Here is a 23,446-nt window from a genome sequence, read left to right on the forward strand (position 1 = left end):
ATAAAACATGAATTCCAGCGCAAAAACTGTTCTTATTGTTGATGACGATAAGATGCTTACCAATCTGTTGGAGAAAGAGTTGTTAAGAGGTTTTTTTACAGTTTTCACTGCAGCAGACGGTAAAACCGCCCTTGAGAAAATAAATACAACAAATGCCGGCATTATTCTTGTTGATTTTAATCTTCCCGATATTACCGGAATTGAGCTTATCAAAAAAGTTAAAGAAAATAAACCGGATTGTGAAATAATAGTAATTACAGGTTTTGGGACTCAGGATATAGCCATTCAGTCGTTAAAGCACGGTGCTATAGATTATATAGAAAAGCCTATAAATATTGAGGAGCTTTTTGCGGCACTGGGAAGGGCGCAGGAGAAGCTTACAGAAAAAAGCACCCTCTCCAACAAGAACACTCTCTTACTGATTGATGATGATGAGCTGGTTGTAAAGAGGTTGAGGAGGTTTTTTGAGGCGGAAGGGTATGAGGTTTTTACTGCTACAAGCGGATTGGGCGGATTGGAGATAATAGAATTCAGTAAAATAGACGTTGTCATTTCAGATATAAACATGAGTGATATGGACGGCATAGAGGTGATAACCACGGCAAGAAAATACTATCAGGACATCGAGGGTATTATGGTAACCGGTGCTAATGATAATGAACATGCCATCAGGTCACTTCGTGCCGGGGCCATAGATTATTTAACTAAGCCCGTCAATCTCGACGAATTGCTTTTCTCTGTTAAGAAAGCCATAGAGAGAATACATCTCAACAGAACCCGGTTATACAGAAACAGGGAGCTGAAGATATCCTCGGAAATTATCTCCAAGATGAATGAGGAACTGGAAAGACGGATACAGGAAAGATCCAGTGAGCTTAACCAAATGCAGATGCAGCTTTTTCAAACATCAAAACTTGCCACCCTTGGTGAGATGTCAGCCGGGCTGGCACACGAAATTAACCAACCGCTGGGTGGCATAGCTTTGGTTGCCAAGAGTTTTCGCAAACTGCTGGAAAAAGGCGGCTTGACAGAGGCCGAAATTGAATCCGGCCTTGATGACATAGAGCAGTCGGTAAAAAGAATGACAAAGATAATTCAACATATCAGAACTTTTGCCAGACAAGACACCTTAAAATTTATAAAAGTAGATGTTGTTGATACAATTGATGCGGCGTTCAGCCTTTTGGATGAGCAGTTACGCCTTCATGAGATAGAGGTAATAAAAGACTTTGAGCCTTCCCTTCCCTCAATTATCGGAGAGCCTTACCAGCTTGAGCAGGTGTGGATAAATCTTATCACTAACGCAAGAGATGCGATGGATGAAAAGGACAGGTTGATATATGCTAAAATTATTGAAGCCTCCGAGTACATTAAACACCTTAATGTTTCCGTTAAATATAATACCGAAACGGCTTCTGTTGTTGTCGTCGTTGCCGATAATGGGATGGGGATGTCTCCAAGTGTGAGAGAACGTGTGCTTGAACCGTTTTTTACAACAAAAGAAGTCGGGCAGGCAACAGGGCTGGGTCTTTCAATAAGTTACGGCATTATAAAAAATCATAAAGGTACAATTGAAATTGAAAGTTCAGAACATGACCACACAACAATAAAAGTATTTTTCCCTGCGGTCGGGCAGGACGTTTAGAGGTCCAATTCTAATTTAAAAGCATAGTGCTTTCTCCTTGCCGCCTGTGTTTACTTCTGACTGCTACTTGGTATAAGTTTTCTTCCACCGTCCATTTTCTCTGACCCATTGATACTGTTTTTTCGTAAAGTTTTTTACTTAAGCCAACGTTTCTCTTTCGTATAGTTTTTTGATGAGGCAATTCGCAGGCTTGACAATTATGTATAATAATTCCTATAATATGGCACTGTATCCATAATTGATAAAGTCTGTAGTTTTAACGGTAAAAGGTAATGGGTATATTTCTGTAAATTGTTTCTAATACCAAGTTGCATTCATTCGATTAACTTTGTTGGCTTGCTCGAAAGCTCCTTGACGTACGCTCCCCTAAAAGGGGAATCCCCTGTAAGGGGAGGTCGCTTTCTCCTTGCCGCCTCGTTACTCTTTTGACTGCTACTTGGTATAAATTTCAAATTAGGAGGTTGAGAGGATGGCTGAGGACGTGAAATCTGAAAGTACAGGAAAAAATAGTAAATCAACAAGCGATAACATTATCGGCAGATTGAAATGTTTAATAAAAACTTTTAGCGATGATGTTTTGAAATTCATTAAGGAGAACTATGTAAAAACATTATTTGATGCGATCTGGATGATCTTATTAATTATCTTTGGCTTTGACAAGATAGACTCAATACCAAATCAAATTATAAAAAAACAAGTTGAGGAAACAAATACTGTTAACATCGCAAAGCAGGAGCCATTTATCAGTTCTCTGTCAAGTACCAAATTAGAAGAGAGAATTAATTTCTACAAAAATCTTGCAAAAACAGAGTTTGATACAAAAAACTATAGGGATTCATTGGATGACTACTTAGAAGTTATAAGACTAGATGCAAATGATAGGGAGGCAAATGAGAAAATATCAGACTTAAAAAAACTACTTAAAAAGCAATAACTAAAAAACAGGAGGTAACGTCATGGTTAAAAAGAATGTCTTTATAACAGGAGTACTATTTGTTGCATTCCTTGTAGTTAATGGTAATTCTTATGCAAAAGAAAGCGTGATATTTAACAACGGAAGAACAATAGACATAGCATATTCAAAATGTGGCACTAATGCTCCTATACATCTGGTTAAAGTTGACAAGGAAAACGGAACAATAAAATGGAAATGGGACAATAAAAGTAATGTATGGTGTGGGTGGGGAACTGAAAGTCTTCCTGAGAAAGACTTATCAGCTTACCTAAACGGTTATCTGGTTATAAGTTTCAGCGGGGATTTCCAAGGAGGTTCACCCGAAATAAAATTTTTAGACTTTGACGGATCCAGTACACCACTTGTAAATGTTGAGTCTTATATGGGCGGTGATCCCAAAGCCGGTGTTATAATCAAAATACCAATAAAGAAATTTGTCGGTGACGATAAAGACTTTATGCCGGTTAATATTAAGAACATAAAAACACTTCAGTTTGATGCGGAATTTAAATCAAATTTAGGTAAAATCACAATAAAAGAAATTAAGATAACAGATAGGTAGAATTTATACCGAACAGCCTTCAATCGTCTAACTGAGGGGTCAAGGGGAAATCATTTCCCCTTGTGGGAAAGGGATTTTAAGGGAAAGGGCAAAGCCCTTTCCCTTAACTATTTTCTTTCTTTTCTTTCTTTCTTTTCTTTCTTTTTTTTTCTTTCTCTTTTCCTAGTCCAGCAACCGTCCATCTTCCATGTGATAAATTTTTTTAGTTTTTTTGGCGAAAGTCTCGTTGTGAGTGACGATTATAAATGTAGTTGCCTTGTCCTGATTCATTTTAAGCAGAAGCTCTATCAGATGTTCACCTGTTTTAGTGTCGAGATTACCCGTTGGTTCATCGGCAAGAACCACCAGAGGGTCTAAAATTAATGCTCGTGCTACGGCAACCCGTTGCTGCTCACCGCCTGAAAGCTCAGCCGGTCTGTGATGCAAACGTTCTTTCAGCCCTAGGCCGCCTAATAAATCAATTGCCTTTTCTGTAACAAGCGCCCTGTTTTGACCGGAGATGAGTGCAGGCATTATCGTGTTTTCAAGCGTGTTAAACTCCTGCAAAAGGTTGTGAAACTGAAAGATGAATCCTATAGTGTTATTTCTGAATGAGGCCAGTTTTTTATCGTCAAGATTGAACACATCCTGCCCGTTAAAGACGATTGAGCCTGAGGTTGGCCTGTCCAGCGTGCCCATTATGTGAAGGAGGGTGCTTTTGCCGGCTCCTGAGGCTCCCATTATGGAAATCACCTCGCCGTCAGCAATCTCCATGTGAATCCCTTTTAAAACCTCAAGCACCCCTGCATCGGTTTGAAAGGATTTTGTAAGGTCAGATATTGTAACCATGTTTTTTCTCATCCGTTTCAGATTTAGGGTGCCGTTTGCGGGGTTTTTGCGGAGCTGTGTTGTTGTCCTCATTCGCTGTACTGTTGTCTTTAGTTTCCTCTTTGACGGCAGGCCTGGGATTGAGCTCAGATTTTATCTTATTGAAAGCGCTTGTTACGATTCCTTTTAATAATCCGTCTGATTTTTTCATATCATCAGCCTTCTCTGCCGCCCGTTCGGATAAATCTTTAATGACCTTACCGGTGCTTTCCGACTTCTGGCCAAACCACCGGAAATTCTCACCTCCGGATACGTACGCTATTACATAAAACCCTATTAGGGAAAATATCGCCATGTATATAATACGCTTTATCAGCTTAAACACTGTTATTTAAACCTCAGCGGTTCGATAGGGTCTAATTTGGCCGCCTGCCACGCCGGATAAATTGTTGACAGAAAACTAATGCTTAACGCAGATGCGGATACCAGCACAAAATCCCACAATTTCCACTTAACCGGCAAGTGGCTCAAGTAATAAACATCAGGAGGAAGTTTAATTAATTCATAGGAATCCAGCAGATAGCAGGTTACAGCTCCTGCCGTCACTCCGATAAGCGTGCCGATTGCGCCGACAAGAAAACCCTGAAACATGAAAATCGCCATAATGCCGGAATTCGTTGCTCCCATGGCTTTCAAAATTGCTATCTCACGCTCCTTTTCCATCACATTCATAATAAGGGTGGATATTATGTTAAACGCTGCCACTATCACTATCAGGGTTAAAATAACAAACATGGCAAATTTCTCAAGCTTAAGTGCCGAAAACAGATTCCTGTTCATCTGCATCCAGTCCCGTGCCCTGTACGGATACCCCAGTGTTGTATTTAACTTCTCACGTACCTCTGCCGCCTTGTATATATCATCCAGTTTAATTTGTACGCCGCTTGCCGTATCTCCTTGACCAAAAAAATTCTGTGCCGCCAACATGTTTGTTATCGCAAGGCTTGAATCATACTCAAACATTCCAATCTCAAAAACAGCCACTACCTGAAATTTCCTTGCCTTTGGCACCATCCCCAACGGGCCTATATCCCCTATTGGAGATATGATGTTTACAAAGTCCCCGTCTGTTACACCCAGATTTCCTGCAAGTTCAGTGCCTATCACAATACCGTTTTCTGTAGTGTTAAGAGCATCAATTGAGCCGTTTTTAACATATTTCCTTAAATCCGTTACGTCTTTTTCAAGCTCAGGAATAACCCCTCTCAAGTACACCCCCTGAGCACGCTTCCCCTGTGCTACCATCACCTGGCCTAGCACAAACGGAGCCGTGGCTACAACATTAGGGTATGTCCTTATCTTTGCCGCCAACTCCTCATACATGGGGATTTTGCCCTCATGGCTTAGTACCAGCAGATGGGTGTTAACTCCAAGGATTTTCCGCTGCAGGTCCTCATGGAATCCGCTCATTACCGAGAGCACTATAATTAATGCCATAACGCCAAGGGCCACACCGCCGATGGATATAACCGTGTTAAAAGAAACACTCTTATGTTTTTTCTTAGACTTAAGGTATCTAAGCGCTATAGTAAAATAATAAGGGAGTTTCACTTCTCTGGTTTGAGCAAAGGAAACAGGATAACATCCCGTATGGAGTGGGAATTAGTTACCAGCATGGCAAAGCGGTCAATACCTATGCCCTCGCCGGCGGCAGGCGGCATGCCGTATTCCAGTGCACGTAAGAAGTCTTCATCCATCCAGTGCGCCTCCTCATCCCCCTTATCTTTTGCCCTTACCTGCTCCGTAAATCTCTGTCTTTGATCAATCGGGTCATTTAGCTCTGAAAAGGCATTGGCTATTTCACGTCCCATAATAAAAAGCTCAAAACGCTCTGTCAACTCCGGCTTATCAGGGCGTCTCTTAGCCAGCGGGGATATCTCAACAGGATAATCGGTAATAAAAGTCGGCTGAACTAACTCCGGCTCCACCTTTACCTTAAATATCTCATCTATTATATTTGTGTATGACGCTCCAGATGGAATATCCATGCCCGCTTTCCTGCCCCAATCCATTGCCTTACCGGCATCTTTGAGTACCCCCTCAGGAACCCCACTTTCTATTAGTGAATCAAAAAAAGACAGCTGTTTCCACGGTGGCGTAAAATCAAGCTCTACATCGCCGTAATTAAGCCTCTGTGCTCCAACCACCTTGTTTAACACATATGAAAACATCTCCTCGGTAAAAGACATAAGGAAATTATAGTCCTTGTATGCCGCGTAAAACTCCAGCATGGTAAATTCAGGATTGTGTTTTGTAGAGATTCCCTCGTTTCTGAAGTTTTTATTAATTTCAAATATTCTCTCATACCCGCCGACAAGGAGTCTTTTTAGATATAACTCAGGGGCGATTCTCAGATATAAATCCGTTGAGAGAGCGTTATGATGGGTTTTAAACGGTTTTGCAGCAGCCCCTCCGGGTATAGGGTGCATCATGGGGGTCTCTACCTCAATAAAACCGCGGCTTTCAAGAAAATCACGTATAGCTTTCACTAATCTACTACGAATGGCAAAGGTTTTACGCACATCCGGATTAACTATTAAATCAACGTACCTCTGCCTGTAGCGAATCTCAACATCCTTCAGCCCATGCCATTTCTCCGGCAATGGGCGCAACGATTTAGAAAGAATTTTAAAATCTTCCACCTCTATAGTCAGCTCACCGGTCTTGGTTTTAAAAATCCTTCCAGTGACTCCTAAAATATCCCCGATATCTGTTTTCTTAAATATCTGGTATTTATCGAATAAAATATTTTTAGCAAAATACAGTTGAATCTTTTCGCCGGAGCCGTCCTGTAAGTGAGAAAACGAGGCCTTACCGAAGTTTCTTATTGCTACAATCCTGCCTGCCACACTACAGTTAATACGCTGTGCCTCAAAGTCATCATGTGTTTTTACTTCATACTTTGCCGCTAAATCTCTTGCCGAGTCCTTTGGATCAAATCTTTCATTGAATGGGTCAGCCCCAAGGGAGCGAAGCTCATATAGTTTTTTCTTTCTCTGCTCTATCAGTTCGTTTATTTCTTCCATCTCTTAGCCGTCTTTAAATTTTATTTTTTAAAAATTCACTGAACAGATTATAGCATTTATTGTTTACCTTGACAAGTTTTAATTATTAAAATTATAATTCATCTCTACAGTTTAGAGATACGATTATTGTAAGAGGGTGTTTCACATGAAAGTGCGAGTGATGGATATCCCCGATGAGGGGATGAGTCTTGATATAGATATGACTGTAAAGATGGAAGGAGTGGAGACGAGAGGCCCTGTAAAGGGGCGGATATATTTACAACGAAACGGCACAGAGGTAATGGTAAGCGGACATACGGGAGTGTTGTTAGGGTTTCAGTGCGGACTGTGTTTAACTGAATTTACAAGTGAGTTGTCACTTGACCTTAATTTGTTATACTGTCCGCAAAGGGCTCTGGAGACAGAGGACAGTGTTGAGCTTACCAGAGGCGAGATGGATTTGTGCCTCTATAGCGGCGATGAGATAGATATAACTGCACTGTTGCAGGAACAGATAATTCTCAATATTTCTATTAGTGCAGTATGCTCAGATACCTGCCGCGGGCTGTGCCCCGGTTGCGGAATAAACCTAAATACTGAGAGTTGTAATTGCAAAAGAGTACATGAACAGGAGCGTTTTTTTAAACTAAAAGATTTACTGACAAAAGTAAAAACAAATTAAAAGGAGTATGGTTAATGGCAAATCCTACATCGCGACATTCCAAATCAAGAAGGGACAAAAGAAGAGCTAACTGGAAGGGTAAAGCTCCGGCGCTGATACTGTGCCCTGATTGTAAGGCGGTAAAAGTTCCACACCGTGTATGCATGAGCTGCGGGAAGTACAACGGCAAAAGCATCCTGGCAGTAAAAGAAAAAGAATAAGAATTTAAAGAGTAAGAGAAATGAAAATAGCCCTAGATGCAATGGGGGGAGATAATGCTCCCGGAATAAATGTTGACGGAGCGGTGGAGGCTGTAAACGAGCTGCCGGAAATAGGGATTATCCTTGTCGGGCAAGCAGATGTTTTAGAGAAACACCTTGCCAAGAAGAAATACCGCAGCGGAGCCATCGAAATAAGACACGCCTCAGAGGTGGTTGGTATGGATGAATCCACTGCGTTTGCGCTGAGAAAAAAGAGGAACTCATCTATAAGAGTTGCGATTGAATTAGTAAAATCCGGTGAGGCGCATGCCGCCTTAAGCGCAGGGCATTCCGGTGTTGCCATGGCAACCTCACTGACAATTCTTAAGAAAGCCCCTGGTGTGGACAGGCCGGCAATAGCTGTGCTAATGCCAAGAATTAAAGGACGTTTTCTACTTATTGATGCCGGCGCCAATGTTGACTGTAAGCCAATTAATTTACTTCAGTTTGCACTTATGGGAAGTGCCTATTATAAGTTAGTCTATCACGTTGAAGAGCCTAAGGTTGCTCTTCTTAGCATAGGGGAGGAAGACACAAAGGGCAATGAGCTGACCAAGGAGGCTTTTAAGTTATTAAAATCGGCAAATATCCACTTTATAGGAAACATTGAGGGTAAGGATATTTTTAAGGGTCTTGCCGATGTGATTGTTTGTGATGGTTTTATCGGCAACACGGTATTAAAAGTGAGCGAGGGGCTGGCAGAGGCCGTCATTCAAATATTGAGAAATGAAATATCCAATCTAACCCTTGGCAAGCTGGGTTTCTTGTGTCTGAGGCCGGCATTTAGAAATTTTAAAAAACACACAGACTATGACGAGAGCGGAGGCGCTCCACTTTTAGGAATAAACGGCACATGTGTTATTTGTCACGGAAGATCTACTGCAAAAGCCATAAAGAATGCGTTGAATATGACATATCAACTAGCACTGCAGGATATAAATAAAATAATATCCTATGAAATAGCCTCTAATAACTCAGAAAAAACTGATGTAGAAGGGATGTAAATTTGCTTAAAGCAAGAATAATCTCAACAGGTTCTTATCTGCCTGAAAAAATTCTGACTAACAATGACCTCGAAAAAATGGTTGAGACCTCAGACAGTTGGATAGTGGAGCGAACCGGAATAAGGCAACGCAGAGTTGCAGCGCAACACGAGACGGCATCAGATATGGCCTATGAGGCGTCGAAGCTTGCTCTTGAGCGTGCCGGTCTTACTGCAGACACTCTTGATTTGATAATTGTAGCAACAATTTCCGGTGATATGCAGATACCTGCCACGGCATGTTATGTTCAGAAAATGCTTGGGGCCGCCACTGCCGCAGCATTTGACGTAAATGCCGCATGCTCCGGTTTTATCTTTGGGCTTTCAACCGCTAATGCCTATATAAAGGCCGGTTTATACAAGAGAATTCTTCTGATCGGCTCAGAGGTCTTGACAAAGTTTACAGACTGGCAGGACAGAAACACCTGTGTTTTATTTGGTGACGGAGCGGGAGCGGTTATTCTTGAGGCACACGAGGGTGACAACGGAGTGCTCTCAGTTGACATCCACTCAGACGGTGCGCTGTCGGATATTTTACTTTTGCCGGGAGGCGGTTCCAAGCACCCGACCTCCGCTCAAACCATAAATGACAGGCTTCATTACATAAAAATGAAGGGAAACGAGACATTTAAGGTAGCAGTCAGAACACTTGAAAAACTCGTTGTTGACGCCCTTGAAAAAAACGGTGTTGATCCAAAAGACTTAGCACTGCTTATTCCCCATCAGGCAAATCTCAGAATTATATCTGCAACAGCCAGCCGCCTTGGCCTTGGTCTTGACAGAGTCATGATAAATCTTGACAGATACGGCAACACCTCAGCCGCCTCAATTCCTATCGCTCTCGATGAGGCGGTACTAACCGGACGCATAAAAGACGGTGATTATATACTCCTTGAGGCATTCGGCGGCGGCCTCACATGGGCGTCCGCTTTAGTTAAATGGTAATACCAAGCTGCAGTCATTCGATTAACTTTGTTGGCATCGTCGAAAACTCCGCTGCGTCTCCCCTAAATGGGAATCCCCTGTAAGGGGAGGTGTCCCCTTCTCCCAGCCGCCTCGTTACTCTTTTGACTGCAACTTGGTATTACGTCTATGAACGCTACTTAGTATAAGTCCTCTTGAATTTACTCTGAATCAGCAGGTAAAACGACGGTAAAATAGCCTTAAGGCGTTTAATGCCGCCTCTGCCAAAGAGGCTTTTGAAGTATTCAAACAAGATATGCGGCCTCATATAAAACCGTGTGTACATTTCCTTTTGTTTTTCCAGCAGGATTTCCTTTGTTAATCCGGCGGGGACAAAAACCGGACGCCAGTAATTAAACTGTGACCAGTCCGCTGTATCAAGAGAGCCGTACTTGTGCGCCTCTGCGTACTGGGGTGAGCCCGGTATAGGAGTGTTTATTGTCACAACTACCGCATCTATAGGAATGCTCAGGGCAAACTCTATTGTCTTGTTCATTGTTTGAATAGTCTCAAGCGGGTGGCCTATTATGAAAAACCCTTTGGTTTTGATACCAAGCTTATGACACCAGCCGATTACCTGCCGGGTTTTCTCCAGTGATATGTCTTTTTTTATCACCTTTAATATTTCCTCATCTCCGGATTCTATGCCAAAGGCAATGTTCCAGCAGCCGTTGTCTTTCAGAAACTTCAAAAATTCAAAATCCACGTTATTTATTCTTGCCATACACGTCCAGTGAAAAAACAATCCGGTGGCTTTTATTAAGTTAAACAAGTCGTAAATGCGCTGCTTATTGACTAAAAAAGTATCATCAACAAAGGCAATCTCCCGTATCCGGTACTTTTCCCACAGGTAATGAATTTCGTCAAAAACGTTTTGAGCCGAGCGTTTTCTGTACATTCTGCCGAATATGTTTTTATCACAAAATGTGCAGCCGCTTGGGCAGCCCCGTGATGTGATTATATTTACCACGGGCAGGGTTTTATAATTTGAAGGCGGCGGCTTATAGAGATTAATGTCGGCAATCAGATCAAATGCAGGGTATGGCAGGGTATCAAGGTTGTCGATGTACTCACGCCGGCCTGTGCTGATAATTTCTCCGTTTTTGGCGCGATACGATATGCCATTAATGCCCTCTATAGATTTTCCCTCTGACAGGGCGTTTAACAGCTCAAGAGCTGTTGCCTCACCCTCGCCGCAGACTCCATAGTCAAAGGCGTCGAAAGACATGGCATGCTGCAGATTTGAGGTAACATGAGGGCCGCCTAATATTGTAATTATGCCGGGAAAAGTTTCCTTTATAAGTTTTGCCACCGTTAATGCCCTGTGAAAGGCTACCGTTGTTGAGCTTATTCCTACAAAGGAGGGAGCAAAGTCCCTGATTTCCCTGATGATATCATCCTCGGTAAGTTTAAGTGCCTCAGCGTCGGTTACGGCGACCTCATAGCTGTTTTCACGCAGGTATGAGGCTATGTAGTATATCCCAAGGGGGATTTGCTCTCCCCCTACACTGCCCACCTTAGAGGAATACCTCTCCATCTTCGTTATGGGTGGATAGAGTATGTAAAATCTTTTTTCAGCCATTCTCTCCTGCTCTCCTGCTCCTAAGGAACTCATCGTAAGTATCTGTTTTTGAAGAGTTTTTTGAGAAACTATCTGTTTTATTTGTGTAAATAATCAGCTAATACCAAGCAGCCTTCAATCGTCTAACTTTGTCGGCATCGTCACAAGCTCCGTGGCGTACTCTCCCCTAAAGTATGATAAGCACTATAATTATAAACTAAAGGACAAAAAACAAAAAAGGGGGCGGATTCAGATTATCTCCACCCCCCCTTAAAAAAATTATCGTCAACACTACCTTATATAGGCTTCAGTGACGTATCTTCTCATCATTCTGTGTGTGTTGAAGTAATAGGCGTTTTTGCCTATAGTGTTTTTCATAACGAAAATCCAGTTCTTTCTCGGACCGTAGTAGGTAGGAATCAGAACGTGTTCGAGCTTGTAGTAGAGGTCTGCGGCGTCTATGTCATTCATTTTCTCATCGGGCTCAAGCTCTGTGGAGGGAGGCCCTATGGACCAGCCCGTATATCCCTCTATGTGTCCCTCAATCCACCAGCCGTCTAAAACGCTGAAGTTTGGCACTCCGTTGTGTGTTGCTTTCATGCCGCTGGTGCCGGAGGCCTCAAGTGGCCGAAGGGGATTGTTAAGCCACACATCCACCCCTGCGGTTAACAACAGACCGAGGTCCATCTTGTAGTTTTTTGCAAAGCATATTTTTATTTTATCTTTGAGGTCACGCGCATAGTTAAATATGCTTTGAATCAGAAGTTTCCCTGCGTCATCCCTTGGATGAGCTTTACCGGCAAATATAAACTGAACCTTTCCGGCGGCTATCTTTATAAGTTTGTCTATGTCGCTAAAGAGCAGGTTTGCCCTCTTATATGTGGCAAACCTTCTTGCAAAACCAATTGTCAGAGTGTCATAGTCCATACCGGCATTACAGTTCTTGTTAACATAGTCTATCAGTTCTTTTTTAGCCCCCATGTGTGCATTCCAGATTTCGTCATCAGGAATTGTCTCCACCCTGACAAAAATCTCCGGTTCATTTGCCCAGCCGGGGAGATATTTGTCATAGACATTTTTAAAGTGTTCGCAGGTCCATGTGTAGGAGTGAACTCCGTTTGTGATAGCATTAATCCTGTAACCTGGGAACATGCTTTGTGAGACTTCCCCGTGTTTTTTGGCCACGCCATTTACGAAATTACTCAGATTCAAAGCCAGCAAAGTCATGTTTAAAATCTCATCCCCTGCAAGTGCTTTAAGAACTCTTTCAGGAAAATAATCCCCCATCACTTTATTATAAAGCTCATAGGTAAACCTGTCGTGGCCGGCCTCTACAGGAGTATGTGTGGTGAAGACACAGACATCCTTAACCTTTTCGAAATCCCAGATGAGTGACTCATCCCATACGCTCTCGATGTCTTTTTTGAATTCGTGCAAAAGCTCCAGTGTCAGAAACGATGCGTGCCCCTCATTCATATGGTATTTCTTAACGGTAAAGCCGAGTTCCCTGAGCATTCTGACACCGCCGATACCCAGTATTATCTCCTGCTTGATTCTGTATGATGTGTCCCCGCCGTAGAGACAATGAGTCAGCTCTCTGTCTTGAGGAGAGTTTTGCGGCATATCCGTATCCAGGTACAACACGGGAACTGCACCACCCCTCAGACTTTCAACAAAATAAATCCATGCCTGTACATAGACATCGCGTCCCTCAATTCTCACAGTGACTTTCTCGGTGGTAAGAGTCATATATGTTGCCGGGTCCCATTGCACCGGGTTGCTTATCTGATAGCCGCTGTCATCAAAATCCTGAGTGAAATAACCCTTTCTGTGCATAAGGGTAACGGCAACCACAGGCAGCCTCAAATCAGCGGTGGATTTAATCGTATCGCCTGCTAATATGCCTAACCCACCGCTGTAGGTGGGTATGTCATCTTTGAGACCTATCTCCATAGTAAAATAGGCTATCTTTGGCTCTGTCGTGTATTTTTCCAATATGGACATACTGACTTTAAAACCTCCTTTTTTTATTAATCTATTCTTAAAGATTCTTACAGTTATATGGTTACAGAATGACAATATACAAAATTTCAAAGAAAAAAACAAGTGCTTTGCTAAAAAAGTAAAGTTTTTTGGAAAAAATAAATTTACCTACTTTACACAAAGACAATGTATGCTTTATAATGGCATGTCTGAGAATATTTAATATGGCAAGGGAGCAATTATGAATAAAAGAGTAATAGTTATAACGTTGATGCTGATAATAGCATCGGCGGTGGGGGGTTATTGTGCGGAACCTCTCGTTGTATCCATAGACATAACCGGCCTGAGGAGAATCGAGGACGGCGCAGTGCGCAACAAACTGACCCAAAAAATCAATCAACCTCTTGCGAGGGAGAAGGTTTCCGAGGACATCCAGATTATATACAGGATGGGGTATTTTGATGATGTCAATGTTGACATGGTTTTTTACGAGGGTGGCCTTAAGCTTATATATAAGCTTAAAGAAAAACCTACCATAATTAAGATTGTTTATGATGGAAATGAAAAATTTGATGATGATAAGCTTAAAGAAAAGGCAACCTTAAATGTAGGGACGCTTGCCGACTACTCTCTGATTGAGGACAACACTGAAAAGCTGAAGGCATTCTACAACGAGGAGGGATACTACCTTTCAGAGATATATCCAGTAATAAGATATGAAAAGGAAGATGAGGTTACGGTAACCTTCAGAATAAAGGAAAACCAGAAGATAAAAATCCGCAAGATAGAAATTGCAGGAAACAAGGACATTTCCGCTGGTAAGGTTAAAAAAGCCATTGATACAGGGACGTGGAATATCTTTTCCTTTTTTACCGGCACCGGCTATCTGAAAAAAGATGTGCTTAATGAGGATATCCAAAAAATTAAGGACTTGTACCTTGACAATGGTTATCTGGATATAAAAGTAAGCGAGCCCATGGTGCAGGTAAATGAAAAAGATCAGGCTATAACAATTGTTTTTGAGCTTTCGGAGGGGCAGCCGTATAAGGTAACCGGTATAACCCTCTCCGGGTACAAGACATATCCTGAGGATGTGCTGAAGGAGCGTATTAAATTAAAACCAGGCGATATGTTTAGTAAGGGTAAACTCTCAAAGGACATAAGTTCTGTGGCTTCCTACTACACCGAACGCGGATTTGCCACGGCAAATGTAACGCCGCAGTTTATGCCCAGGAAGGAAGACCACACGGTCAGTATAGCGCTCAACATTGAGGAAGGCAAGGTTTACCATATCGGTAGGATTGAAATTTCAGGCAATACCAAAACCCGTGATAAAGTTATAAGGCGTGAGATAACTTTAGATGAGGGCGGCTTGTTTAACAGCGCAAAACTCAAAAGAAGTTATGAGAACATTAATAATCTTGATTTTTTTGAATCAGTGGAGTTTTCACCGAAACCGGAGCCTGACAGCGATGTGGCCAATATAGATGTAAAAGTAAAGGAGAAAATGACGGGCTTCATAAACATTGGCGGTGGTTACAGCTCTGTTGACAGGCTCATAGGTATCGTCTCCGTAACCCAGACAAACCTATTTGGCACAGGTAATTCAGCTAAGGTGAGTGCACAAATCGGAGGAAAGTCCTCTCTTTATGAGATAACTTATAAGAATCCGTGGTTTTTGGATAAACCATGGATTTTCACATCAAGCATATATAAAATGGACAGGGATTATTCACTATACAGCAGAAGGGCTGCCGGTATAACTTTTGGTTTGGGTAAGAGATTTGCTGAATACTATACTATAGGGGCAACCTATAAATTTGAAAAAGCCACCGTATTTGATGTTAAAAATTCAGCGTCGAGATTAATAAAAGATCAGGACGGAAGTGCTACAACAGGCAGTTTGACACCCTCAATAAGCAGAGACACACGAGATAACCATATTGACCCTACCACCGGCTCAGTGAACTCCGCTTATGTAACAGGGGCGGGCTTGCTGGGTACAAACAGATTTTTTAAAGCCGGAGTGAATTCTTTATGGTTTTTTCCTTTCGTGGGGCAGACTACATTTTCGACAAGGTTTCGGTATGATTATGGAACAGGGTTATTCGGTAAAACACTGCCGGTTTATGAGCGCTTTTATGTCGGTGGAATCAGCACAATAAGAGGTGTAGCATTTGGAGATGCAGGGCCAAAGGATGAGTATGGAGATTATATCGGAGGTACAAGCCAGATATTAAATAACAATGAAATAATTTTTCCGTTACTTCCCGAGATTAAACTTAAAGGGGTGTATTTCGTTGACATTGGAACTGCTATGGACGGCTCTAAGACTTTAAGCGACATGAAATACACAACCGGTCTGGGGATCAGGTGGATATCACCCTTTGGTCCTCTACGTGTGGAATATGGCTATAATCTCAGAAGAGAAGAGGGGGAGAGCACGGGCAGAGTGGAATTTGGTTTTGGTAGTTTCTTTTAGTTAAAAAAGGTTTAACATTAAAACAGGCTTTAAACAAAACATACTTAGGAGGGTAGTGATGAAGAGACTTTTGTTGTTGGTTTTAGTGTCAGTTTTTGTGGTTTTTACCGCGGGCAAAGTATTTGCTTCTGACTCTAAGATAGGGTTTGTAGATATTCAGAAGGTATTTACCGAGTCTGAACAAGGTAAAAAAGCAAAAGAGACACTGGATTCGTATGTAAAATCCCATCAGGTGAAAATAGATGAGAAGGAAAAAGCCATCGAAAAAGCCAAAGAGGAACTTGAAAAAAAATCCAGCGTGTTGTCAGAGGACGCAAAGAAGAAGAAACAGGATGATCTTCAGTCTATGGTAAGGGAGTACAAGAGATTAGCGTCAGAGGCTCAGGATGAGGTAAGAAAGCGTGAACAGGAAATAACCAAGGATATCTTTAAATCTGTAAAAGAGCTTGTATTGACAATAGGCAAAGAAGAAAAATATTCGGCAATTCTTGACAATTCTATGGTGATATACTCAGACAGCGCTGCAGATATTACCGATAAAATAATCAAAAAACTCAATGAAAAGAAAAAGTAACAAATATTTTATTTAGATGAAATTAAAGGAAATAGTGCGTGTAACCGGTGGTTTTACAGCGGGTGATGCAGAGCTTGAAATAGATGGTGCAGCAGGTATAGATGAGGCTAAAGCAGGCTATATAACCTATATTAGCCGGAGTAATTATATAGAACGGCTCAGGGAGTCAGAGGCATCGGCGGTTCTTGTAAGGGAGGAAATACCGGGGCTGAATAAAACCCAGGTGATTGTAAAAAACCCCGCTGTAAGTTTTGCAAAGCTGCTGGAGTTTTTCTATATAACTGCACATGAGTTTAAGGGTGTGATGGATGGAGCTTTTGTGGCATCTGATGTATTACTGGGGGGGCGGGTAACTATCTATCCTACCTCATATATCAGCAGTGGGGCGGCCATAGGAAACGGGACGGTTGTATATCCTGGTGTTTTCATAGGTGCGGGAAGCAAGATAGGTGACGACTGTCTGATTTATCCTAATGTAACAATACGTGAAAGAGTTACAGTAGGCAGCCGTGTGATAATCCATCCCGGGGTGGTAATCGGTTCGGATGGATTTGGGTATGAGCAGGATGGTGGCAAGCACGTGAAAGTGCCGCATGTCGGCACAGTAAAAATAGGGGACGATGTGGAAATAGGGGCTAATACAACAATAGACAGGGGCACAACCGGTGAGACGGTAATAGGGGCCGGCACAAAGATAGATAACCTTGTCCAGATTGCCCATAACGTAAAAATAGGAGCAAACTCAATAATAGTGGCACAGGTGGGGATAGGAGGTAGCACTGTTATTGGAGATTATGTGATGTTGGGCGGGCAGGTGGGAGTGGCCGACCATGCGGAGATTTCATCCGGCACGATGATAGCCGCCCAGTCAGGGGTCAAGGGAAAACTTTCCAAAGGCATGTACATGGGGTCTCCGTGTTTTTCTCATAGCCGGTATAAGAGAGCCCACATTATTTTTACAAAACTTCCTGAAGTTTATGAAAAACTTCAGGAACTTGAGAGAAAGCTTAACAGCCTGTCAGGGGATGCCGCCTGAGGGCGCATCAAAATTTAAAAGCATAAATCTCATTAAAACCTATCGGAGGGTGACAACATGATAGACATATCGGGAATACTTAAGACATTACCTCACAGGTATCCTTTTTTGATGGTTGACAGGGTGGATGAGATAGTGGTTAATGAAAGTGCCCGTGGTATAAAAAATGTTACGATAAACGAACCGTTTTTTCAGGGACATTTTCCGGATAATCCTGTGATGCCCGGAGTGCTTATAATAGAAGCACTGGCGCAGTTATCGGGCATTTTAGCTTTTCAATCCGGAGTAAAGGGAAACACCGTCTATTTTATGAGTATAGAGAAAGCCAAATTCAGAAAACCGGTAGTTCCTGGAAACACGCTGGTTCTGGAGGTAAAAGTAACACAAAAGAGGGGTACAGTGTGGCGGTTTATCGGCAAAGCTACGGTAGATGGCGGGGTTGTATCAGAGGCTGAATTTACTGCAATGGTCATAGAAAAGGAGTCATGAGCATGAAGCCTGATATTCATCCGAGTGCTTTAGTGGGAAAGGGGGCAAGGCTTGCTGAGGATACAGTGGTTGGTGCTAACTGCATAATAGGGGATGATGTAACAGTTGGCGCCGGTACAAAACTGATGTCAAACATTGTTTTAGACGGGATAGTGGAGATAGGACAGAATTGCCGGATTTATCCTTACACATGCATAGGACTTCCTCCTCAGGATTTGAAATATGACGGCAGACCGACAAAAATCGTCATAGGCGATAACAATATAATAAGGGAATACACCTCGATTCACAGAGCTTCAATCGGTGGAGACGGGGTTACTGTAATAGGAAACGGTAACTTTATAATGGCATACGTTCATATAGCCCATGACTGTAAGCTGGGTAATTCAATAGTGATGGCCAATGCAGCAACGCTTGCAGGGCATGTGGTGGTGGAGGACTTTGCTGTATTTGGCGGGATAGTGGCTGTGCACCAGTTTACACGGATAGGGGCATATGCGATGGTAGGGGGTTTTAGTGGAATCGGGCAGGACATTCCCCCTTTTATGATGGCCTCGGGGCCGCGGGCACGGTTATATGGCCCTAATGTTATAGGACTGAAGCGGCATGGTTTTACAGATGAGAGGATTCAGGATTTAAAGAGAGCATATAAGATACTTTTCAGGGATAAACTCACACTAAAAGAGGCGCTGGAGAAAGTACAAATTGAATTAGGCCATAATGAGGATATTGTTATGTTGACAGAGTTTATTTCAAGAAATAAGCGGGGGATTTGCAGGTAAAGTGGGGGCGAAGCTTTTAGGTTTAATAGCAGGCAAGGGGGACTTACCCAGGGCAATAGCCGAGGGGGCGCATCTAAAAGGGTATGAGGTGTTTGCTGTTGGCCTGCAGCCGCTTGTGGATGAGAGATTGGGTGATTATGTCGAGCATTTTAAACCTGTAAGTGTGGGTAAGCTTGGCACAATAATAGATACGCTGAAAAAGTCAGGAGTAAAGGAGGCGGTAATGGGGGGCAAGGTGCCTAAATCGCTTCTTTATGAAGGCAAGATCAAACCTGACCTGAGAGCAGTGACATTTCTTGTGAAATTAAAAGACCGCAGTGATGATTCTATTCTGCTTGGGCTGGTGGCGGAGTTTGCTAAAGAGGGCATCACGATGCTTGATGTTACGGATTTTACATCGGAGCTTTTGACGCCAAAGGCGGTGGTGACCAAAAAGGGTCTTACTGATGCAGAGGTAAAAGATGTGGAATTTGGTTTTACTATGGCAAAGGAGATTGGCAGACTGGATATAGGTCAAACGGTGGTGGTGAGAAACATGGCCGTCATGGCGGTTGAGGCGATAGAGGGCACAGATATGGCAATTACACGGGGTGGGACGCTTGCAGGCCCGGGGGCCGTCATAATAAAGGTAAGCAAACCGAATCAGGATAAAAGATTTGATTATCCGGCCTGCGGCCTCAACACGATAAATGCAATGATTGAGGTTAAAGCGCGTGTACTGGCTTTAGAGGCGGAGCACACCCTGATGATTCAAAGAGCTGCGATGGTTGAGGCCGCCAATGCCGCCGGTATTTCAATAATAGGCATTTGAGTGGGCCCCCTTGTAATGAAGTAATATACCCCCCCACTATGTGCTTACATGGATTTGCCCGGTCAAGACATGAACACGTTGTTTTTATATCTTTGCTGCTATTAGTACCAAGTTGCAGTCAGAAATAAACACAGCGACTGCCGATTGATTAGAGCGTCAACGTTTTTTCTTAAACAATTATGTTATTATAGAAAAACGAAAGATAAGGGATTTTAAATGCCGCAGCATCACGACATTACATTAAAGAGCGTTATGAAAGGGTTGCCGCGAAGGTTCATGAAGATGTTGACAGGATTTGAAACGGCAAAATTTCTGGACGTTCAATTTCCACAAGTTAAATACAGACAACCCGATTTGCTGGTGGAGCTTCCTGATGAATCACTGTTTCATATGGAGATACAAGCACAAAATGACCAAAATATGGATTGCAGAGAGCTGGATTACCTGTGTGTGATATTCTGCGAATATAGGAAACCTGTTACTCAATTGGTTTTGTACGTAGGTGAGGCGAAACTAAACATGAGAAACGAAATTAAAATTCCAGGCCTGCATTTCACCTATAAGATAATTGACATACGGGATATTGATTGCACGGAACTGCTTGAAAGTAATGACCCAGGCGATAATATTTTAGCAATACTCTGCAAAACAGACAATGCTGATGAAACCATAAAGGGAATTCTTGCAAAGTTATTAGAATTACCACCTGAGGACAGAGAAAGCTATGTTATGAAATTACTACAATTGTCAAGGCTAAGAGGTTTGACAAAATCCATAATAAGGGAGGTTAATAAAATGCCGGTAACTATTGACATAACTAAAGATGAACTTTATTTGGAAGGTGTAGAAAAGGGGTTACTTGAGGGCAAGCTTGAGGGCAAGCTTGAGGGCAAACTTGAGGGCAAGCTGGAGGGGTTGCTTGAGGCTGTAGAGTTAGGACTTGAACTCAAATTTGGTATTGGTGGACTTGAGCTAATGAATATGGTTAGAGCTCTAAGTACTGTGGATAAGCTGGAAGAGTTTAAAAATCTCATAAAAAAAGCCGGTTCGGTAGATGAGTTGAAGGAGTTTTTGGGTAAGAGTATATAAAAACTCCATGAGCCTTACATCAACATCGTCCATGGTCATTATCCATAAATTACACCAGATTTATCGTTTTGTCAAAATAATGCTATATTACAATATGGTGTTTGGTTGGCCGCAGAATCTGGTGGCAGTAGTGTTATATGCTGTCTCGTTTGAGGGCAAAAACATACGGAGGGCCCTTTCTTCAGAAAGCCGTCCGGTCTCCGGTAGTGTTTGTCATGGGAGCATAAACGGCGTAAAAGTGTTCTGCATTGAAACGCAGATGGGCAAAGTAAATGCTGCATGTGAGACGTCTTTGGCCATAAAAACGTATGCGCCCAATGTTGTTATTTCTACAGGTATCGGAGGAGCTTACCCTGACTCCGGCCTCAATGTTGGTGATGTGGCTGTTTCAACATGCGAGATATACGGCGATGAAGGAGTCTTGTTAAGAGACGGATTTTTAGATACATTCCAGATGGGCATTCCCTTGGTAAAAAAAGGTAAAAAACTTTTTTATAACACATTTGACATGAACAACCTCCTTACCCAAAAAACTTATGATGTAATTTCAAAAGGTCTGTCGGGAATCCACACGGCAAAGGGCAACTTTTTAACCGTTTCTTCCTGCACCGGTGACATCGAAAGGGCGCTTATGCTCAAAAACAAACATGCAGTAATCTGTGAAAACATGGAGGGAGCGGCAATTGCCCATGTTTGCACTAAGTACGATATCCCTGTTATAGAGGTCAGAGGTATCAGCAATATTGTCGCTGACAGAAATAAGGACAACTGGGATATAGCGACGGCTGTTAAAAACTTTTCAAAAGCTGTTATACTGATTCTGAAATCGCTAAATAACAATATATTAAAAAAAGGATGCCGGCGTGCCTAAGGTAACAAATAAAAAAATAGCATGGACAGGCAGGTTTTTGAGAACTGTTCTAATCGGACTGGAGAACTCAAAAGGCGAACATTTCATCTGGGAGGCCTTTCAACGGCATAACTGTAACGGTATCATAGCAGTGGTGCCTTTTACAAAAGATGGACAGGTAGTGGTAGTAAAACAGTTCAGACCTCCTGTTGAAAAATACGTAATAGAATTCCCTGCCGGATTAAGCGATAGAGGGGAATCTTTGGCGGCTGTGGCACACAGAGAGCTTCTTGAGGAGACAGGTTACAGTACTCCAAATATGAAATCAATTGCAACCGGACCGCTTTCCGCCGGCGCCTCAACCGAGATACTTACTGTTTTTGTTGCAACTGATGCGGAAAAAACATCCGGCCAAAACCTTGACCACACAGAGGAAATAGAAATCATTACCCTGCCGGTCAAAAACTTTTATGAAAACGTATATGCCCTTGAAAACGAAAATACATACATTGACCTGAAACTCTACGGCCTCTTCAGACTTGCCCGGAAATTTGTATGAGAATTTTTTAAAAAAACCATGGTCTCGGGCAATAGGGCGCTCCAAAGAAACTCTCTTCTAAAAAAATAAAAAAATCATAACTTAATAATTACTAAACATAATTTGTTATAATATAGTTTATTGGTAAATAAATGCTTAAATGGCGAAAGGACTAAAACAGGCATAGATGATAGTACTGGACAGGGCTTCTAAGTACTACGAGGCACAGGTAGCTTTAAAAAATGTCAGTTTCTCAATAAAAAAAGGGGAGCTTGCCTTTGTTACCGGTCCCAGTGGTGCGGGGAAAACCACTTTGTTTAAACTCCTGTACCTTGCCGAGGCTCCGGATGAGGGAACTATTACAATAGCAGGGTTTAATACCTCTAACCTCAAGGAGGCCACAATTCCATTTTTAAGGCGTAACATCGGTGTTGTGTTTCAGGATTTTAAGTTATTAAATAATAAAACTGTTTTTGACAATATCGCCCTTACACTACGGATAAGGGGCATAATGGAGCGGGAAACAAAAGAGCGTGTCCACAATGTGCTGAAGCTGGTAAACCTCCGGCACAAGTCAGACAGCTACCCTGCAACACTTTCAGGAGGTGAGCAGCAACGAATAACCCTGGCTCGTGCCATAGTGGGTGAACCTACCGTTATGCTTGCCGATGAGCCGACCGGTAATCTTGATGCGGAAAATGAAGAAAACATTATGAAAATATTTAAGCATATAAACAACAAGGGCACAACAATACTAATAGCTACCCACAACAGGTCACTTTTTACCAACACCGGTAAAAGAGTTTTTTTCCTTGAAGAGGGCGCACTGGTTAAAGAAGAGATTACGTAAATGTTTTCACTTAAAATGGCTTTACAGAGTATTTTCAGGGAAAAATGGATAAATTTCCTGACAATGGCAACGCTGGGCGTTTTATTGTTTATTTTTTTTGCCACCCTACTTGTCCTGTACAATGTTGAGATGCTTACTTCAAAAATACCGGAAAAACTTTCAACCCTTGTTGTGCTCAAAGATGATGCTGCAAGGGATGAGATAACCTCCATAGAAAGTGAAGCCAAACGAGGTAAGTTTGTAAAATCCGTTGAATTCATACCAAAGGAAAAAGCTATGGATGACCTGAAAAAGATATTTAAGTCAGATGATTTTATTTTAAAAGGTTTTGGCGAAAATCCTCTGTTTAATTCTTTCGAAATTAAATTTAAGAGTAATGAACATATACAAACATCCGATATAAAAGCATTGATAGCAAAACTCAAAACACACAGGGCGGTG

The 23,446-nt window shown here is 42.2% G+C and carries 24 protein-coding genes; 18 read left to right on the forward strand and 6 right to left on the reverse strand.

Translation table 11 applies throughout. The annotated features are described in order from the left end of the window. Window positions 1-7: 7 nt before the first annotated feature. From H7844_04755 to H7844_04765, 3 genes are all read left to right on the forward strand, one after another. Window positions 8-1,645 (forward strand): response regulator, encoded by a 1,638-nt coding sequence (locus H7844_04755; GenBank protein ID MEO5356591.1) that lies wholly within the window; start codon window positions 8-10, stop codon window positions 1,643-1,645. 469 nt (window positions 1,646-2,114) lie between these two features. Beyond that, window positions 2,115-2,579 (forward strand): hypothetical protein, encoded by a 465-nt coding sequence (locus tag H7844_04760; protein ID MEO5356592.1) that lies wholly within the window; start codon window positions 2,115-2,117, stop codon window positions 2,577-2,579. A gap of 22 nt (window positions 2,580-2,601) precedes the next feature. Next, entirely contained in the window at window positions 2,602-3,162 is a 561-nt protein-coding gene (locus tag H7844_04765) for a hypothetical protein (GenBank protein MEO5356593.1), read from the forward strand. Between the two features lie 162 nt (window positions 3,163-3,324). Here H7844_04765 and H7844_04770 read toward each other — a convergent pair whose 3' ends face one another. The 4 genes from H7844_04770 to lysS are packed head-to-tail and all read right to left on the reverse strand — an operon-like array spanning window position 3,325 to window position 7,055. Beyond that, window positions 3,325-3,990: an ABC transporter ATP-binding protein gene (locus tag H7844_04770; protein ID MEO5356594.1), complete on the reverse strand. Its 666-nt coding sequence runs from the start codon at window positions 3,988-3,990 to the stop codon at window positions 3,325-3,327. Continuing rightward, the gene (locus tag H7844_04775) at window positions 3,974-4,354 is read right to left on the reverse strand and encodes a hypothetical protein (protein ID MEO5356595.1); all 381 of its coding nucleotides are present in this window, start codon (window positions 4,352-4,354) and stop codon (window positions 3,974-3,976) included. The genes H7844_04770 and H7844_04775 overlap by 17 nt, the downstream gene beginning before the upstream one ends. Window positions 4,355-4,356: 2 nt before the next feature. Further along, entirely contained in the window at window positions 4,357-5,580 is a 1,224-nt protein-coding gene (locus H7844_04780) for a lipoprotein-releasing ABC transporter permease subunit (GenBank protein ID MEO5356596.1), read from the reverse strand. Continuing rightward, complete coding sequence (lysS, locus tag H7844_04785) at window positions 5,577-7,055, reverse strand: lysine--tRNA ligase (protein MEO5356597.1); 1,479 nt, start codon at window positions 7,053-7,055, stop codon at window positions 5,577-5,579. Before lysS ends, H7844_04780 begins: the two co-directional genes overlap by 4 nt. Window positions 7,056-7,200: 145 nt before the next feature. On the opposite strand from lysS, the gene H7844_04790 reads away from it, so the two are divergent. The 4 genes from H7844_04790 to H7844_04805 are packed head-to-tail and all read left to right on the forward strand — an operon-like array spanning window position 7,201 to window position 9,942. Beyond that, the gene (locus tag H7844_04790) at window positions 7,201-7,716 is read left to right on the forward strand and encodes a DUF177 domain-containing protein (protein ID MEO5356598.1); all 516 of its coding nucleotides are present in this window, start codon (window positions 7,201-7,203) and stop codon (window positions 7,714-7,716) included. Window positions 7,717-7,730: 14 nt separating this feature from the next. Beyond that, window positions 7,731-7,916, forward strand: a complete 186-nt coding sequence (gene rpmF, locus H7844_04795; GenBank protein ID MEO5356599.1) for a 50S ribosomal protein L32 — start codon at window positions 7,731-7,733, stop codon at window positions 7,914-7,916. A gap of 20 nt (window positions 7,917-7,936) precedes the next feature. Next, on the forward strand, window positions 7,937-8,959 hold the full coding sequence (gene plsX / locus H7844_04800) for a phosphate acyltransferase PlsX (protein ID MEO5356600.1): 1,023 nt from the start codon (window positions 7,937-7,939) through the stop codon (window positions 8,957-8,959). Window positions 8,960-8,961: 2 nt separating this feature from the next. After that, window positions 8,962-9,942, forward strand: coding sequence for a ketoacyl-ACP synthase III (locus H7844_04805; GenBank protein ID MEO5356601.1), 981 nt, complete (start codon window positions 8,962-8,964; stop codon window positions 9,940-9,942). 154 nt (window positions 9,943-10,096) lie between these two features. Here H7844_04805 and H7844_04810 read toward each other — a convergent pair whose 3' ends face one another. Further along, window positions 10,097-11,542 carry a B12-binding domain-containing radical SAM protein gene (locus H7844_04810; GenBank protein ID MEO5356602.1) on the reverse strand — a complete coding sequence of 482 codons (1,446 nt, stop codon included), beginning with the start codon at window positions 11,540-11,542 and terminating at the stop codon, window positions 10,097-10,099. 270 nt (window positions 11,543-11,812) lie between these two features. Next, a complete protein-coding gene (glgP, locus tag H7844_04815; protein MEO5356603.1) occupies window positions 11,813-13,525 on the reverse strand; it encodes an alpha-glucan family phosphorylase in 1,713 nt (570 codons plus the stop codon). A 220-nt stretch (window positions 13,526-13,745) separates the two neighbouring features. Here glgP and bamA point away from each other — a divergent pair, with 220 nt between their 5' ends. The 11 genes from bamA to H7844_04870 all read left to right on the forward strand — a co-directional run. After that, window positions 13,746-15,986, forward strand: coding sequence for an outer membrane protein assembly factor BamA (gene bamA, locus H7844_04820; GenBank protein MEO5356604.1), 2,241 nt, complete (start codon window positions 13,746-13,748; stop codon window positions 15,984-15,986). Between the two features lie 58 nt (window positions 15,987-16,044). Next, entirely contained in the window at window positions 16,045-16,560 is a 516-nt protein-coding gene (locus H7844_04825; GenBank protein ID MEO5356605.1) for an OmpH family outer membrane protein, read from the forward strand. Window positions 16,561-16,576: 16 nt separating this feature from the next. Next, window positions 16,577-17,596: a UDP-3-O-(3-hydroxymyristoyl)glucosamine N-acyltransferase gene (gene lpxD / locus H7844_04830; protein ID MEO5356606.1), complete on the forward strand. Its 1,020-nt coding sequence runs from the start codon at window positions 16,577-16,579 to the stop codon at window positions 17,594-17,596. A gap of 57 nt (window positions 17,597-17,653) precedes the next feature. Then, entirely contained in the window at window positions 17,654-18,085 is a 432-nt protein-coding gene (fabZ, locus tag H7844_04835; GenBank protein ID MEO5356607.1) for a 3-hydroxyacyl-ACP dehydratase FabZ, read from the forward strand. 2 nt (window positions 18,086-18,087) lie between these two features. Next, window positions 18,088-18,867 (forward strand): acyl-ACP--UDP-N-acetylglucosamine O-acyltransferase, encoded by a 780-nt coding sequence (lpxA, locus tag H7844_04840; protein ID MEO5356608.1) that lies wholly within the window; start codon window positions 18,088-18,090, stop codon window positions 18,865-18,867. Window position 18,868: 1 nt separating this feature from the next. Continuing rightward, the gene (gene lpxI, locus H7844_04845; GenBank protein MEO5356609.1) at window positions 18,869-19,678 is read left to right on the forward strand and encodes a UDP-2,3-diacylglucosamine diphosphatase LpxI; all 810 of its coding nucleotides are present in this window, start codon (window positions 18,869-18,871) and stop codon (window positions 19,676-19,678) included. 282 nt (window positions 19,679-19,960) lie between these two features. Then, window positions 19,961-20,767, forward strand: a complete 807-nt coding sequence (locus H7844_04850; protein MEO5356610.1) for a hypothetical protein — start codon at window positions 19,961-19,963, stop codon at window positions 20,765-20,767. Between the two features lie 121 nt (window positions 20,768-20,888). Beyond that, window positions 20,889-21,638, forward strand: coding sequence for a futalosine hydrolase (gene mqnB / locus H7844_04855; GenBank protein ID MEO5356611.1), 750 nt, complete (start codon window positions 20,889-20,891; stop codon window positions 21,636-21,638). Next, window positions 21,631-22,176 carry an NUDIX hydrolase gene (locus H7844_04860; GenBank protein MEO5356612.1) on the forward strand — a complete coding sequence of 182 codons (546 nt, stop codon included), beginning with the start codon at window positions 21,631-21,633 and terminating at the stop codon, window positions 22,174-22,176. Before mqnB ends, H7844_04860 begins: the two co-directional genes overlap by 8 nt. A 166-nt stretch (window positions 22,177-22,342) precedes the next feature. Then, window positions 22,343-23,005 (forward strand): cell division ATP-binding protein FtsE, encoded by a 663-nt coding sequence (ftsE, locus tag H7844_04865; protein ID MEO5356613.1) that lies wholly within the window; start codon window positions 22,343-22,345, stop codon window positions 23,003-23,005. Next, the coding region (locus H7844_04870; GenBank protein ID MEO5356614.1) for a permease-like cell division protein FtsX at window positions 23,006-23,446 on the forward strand (441 nt) is incomplete at its 3' end.

This window comes from Nitrospirae bacterium YQR-1 (genome assembly GCA_039908095.1).
Lineage (GTDB): Bacteria > Nitrospirota > Thermodesulfovibrionia > Thermodesulfovibrionales > Magnetobacteriaceae > Magnetomonas.

Bases quoted from the DNA above. Each gene is read 5' to 3' on its own strand.
- H7844_04755 (MEO5356591.1), top strand. From the start codon at position 8: ATGAATTCCAGCGCAAAAACTGTTCTTATTGTTGATGACGATAAGATG.
- H7844_04760 (MEO5356592.1), top strand. From the start codon at position 2,115: ATGGCTGAGGACGTGAAATCTGAAAGTACAGGAAAAAATAGTAAATCA.
- H7844_04765 (MEO5356593.1), top strand. From the start codon at position 2,602: ATGGTTAAAAAGAATGTCTTTATAACAGGAGTACTATTTGTTGCATTC.
- H7844_04770 (MEO5356594.1), bottom strand. From the start codon at position 3,990: ATGGTTACAATATCTGACCTTACAAAATCCTTTCAAACCGATGCAGGG.
- lysS (MEO5356597.1), bottom strand. From the start codon at position 7,055: ATGGAAGAAATAAACGAACTGATAGAGCAGAGAAAGAAAAAACTATAT.
- H7844_04790 (MEO5356598.1), top strand. From the start codon at position 7,201: ATGAAAGTGCGAGTGATGGATATCCCCGATGAGGGGATGAGTCTTGAT.
- rpmF (MEO5356599.1), top strand. From the start codon at position 7,731: ATGGCAAATCCTACATCGCGACATTCCAAATCAAGAAGGGACAAAAGA.
- plsX (MEO5356600.1), top strand. From the start codon at position 7,937: ATGAAAATAGCCCTAGATGCAATGGGGGGAGATAATGCTCCCGGAATA.
- H7844_04810 (MEO5356602.1), bottom strand. From the start codon at position 11,542: ATGGCTGAAAAAAGATTTTACATACTCTATCCACCCATAACGAAGATG.
- glgP (MEO5356603.1), bottom strand. From the start codon at position 13,525: ATGTCCATATTGGAAAAATACACGACAGAGCCAAAGATAGCCTATTTT.
- bamA (MEO5356604.1), top strand. From the start codon at position 13,746: ATGAATAAAAGAGTAATAGTTATAACGTTGATGCTGATAATAGCATCG.
- H7844_04825 (MEO5356605.1), top strand. From the start codon at position 16,045: ATGAAGAGACTTTTGTTGTTGGTTTTAGTGTCAGTTTTTGTGGTTTTT.
- lpxD (MEO5356606.1), top strand. From the start codon at position 16,577: ATGAAATTAAAGGAAATAGTGCGTGTAACCGGTGGTTTTACAGCGGGT.
- fabZ (MEO5356607.1), top strand. From the start codon at position 17,654: ATGATAGACATATCGGGAATACTTAAGACATTACCTCACAGGTATCCT.
- lpxA (MEO5356608.1), top strand. From the start codon at position 18,088: ATGAAGCCTGATATTCATCCGAGTGCTTTAGTGGGAAAGGGGGCAAGG.
- H7844_04850 (MEO5356610.1), top strand. From the start codon at position 19,961: ATGTTGACAGGATTTGAAACGGCAAAATTTCTGGACGTTCAATTTCCA.
- ftsE (MEO5356613.1), top strand. From the start codon at position 22,343: ATGATAGTACTGGACAGGGCTTCTAAGTACTACGAGGCACAGGTAGCT.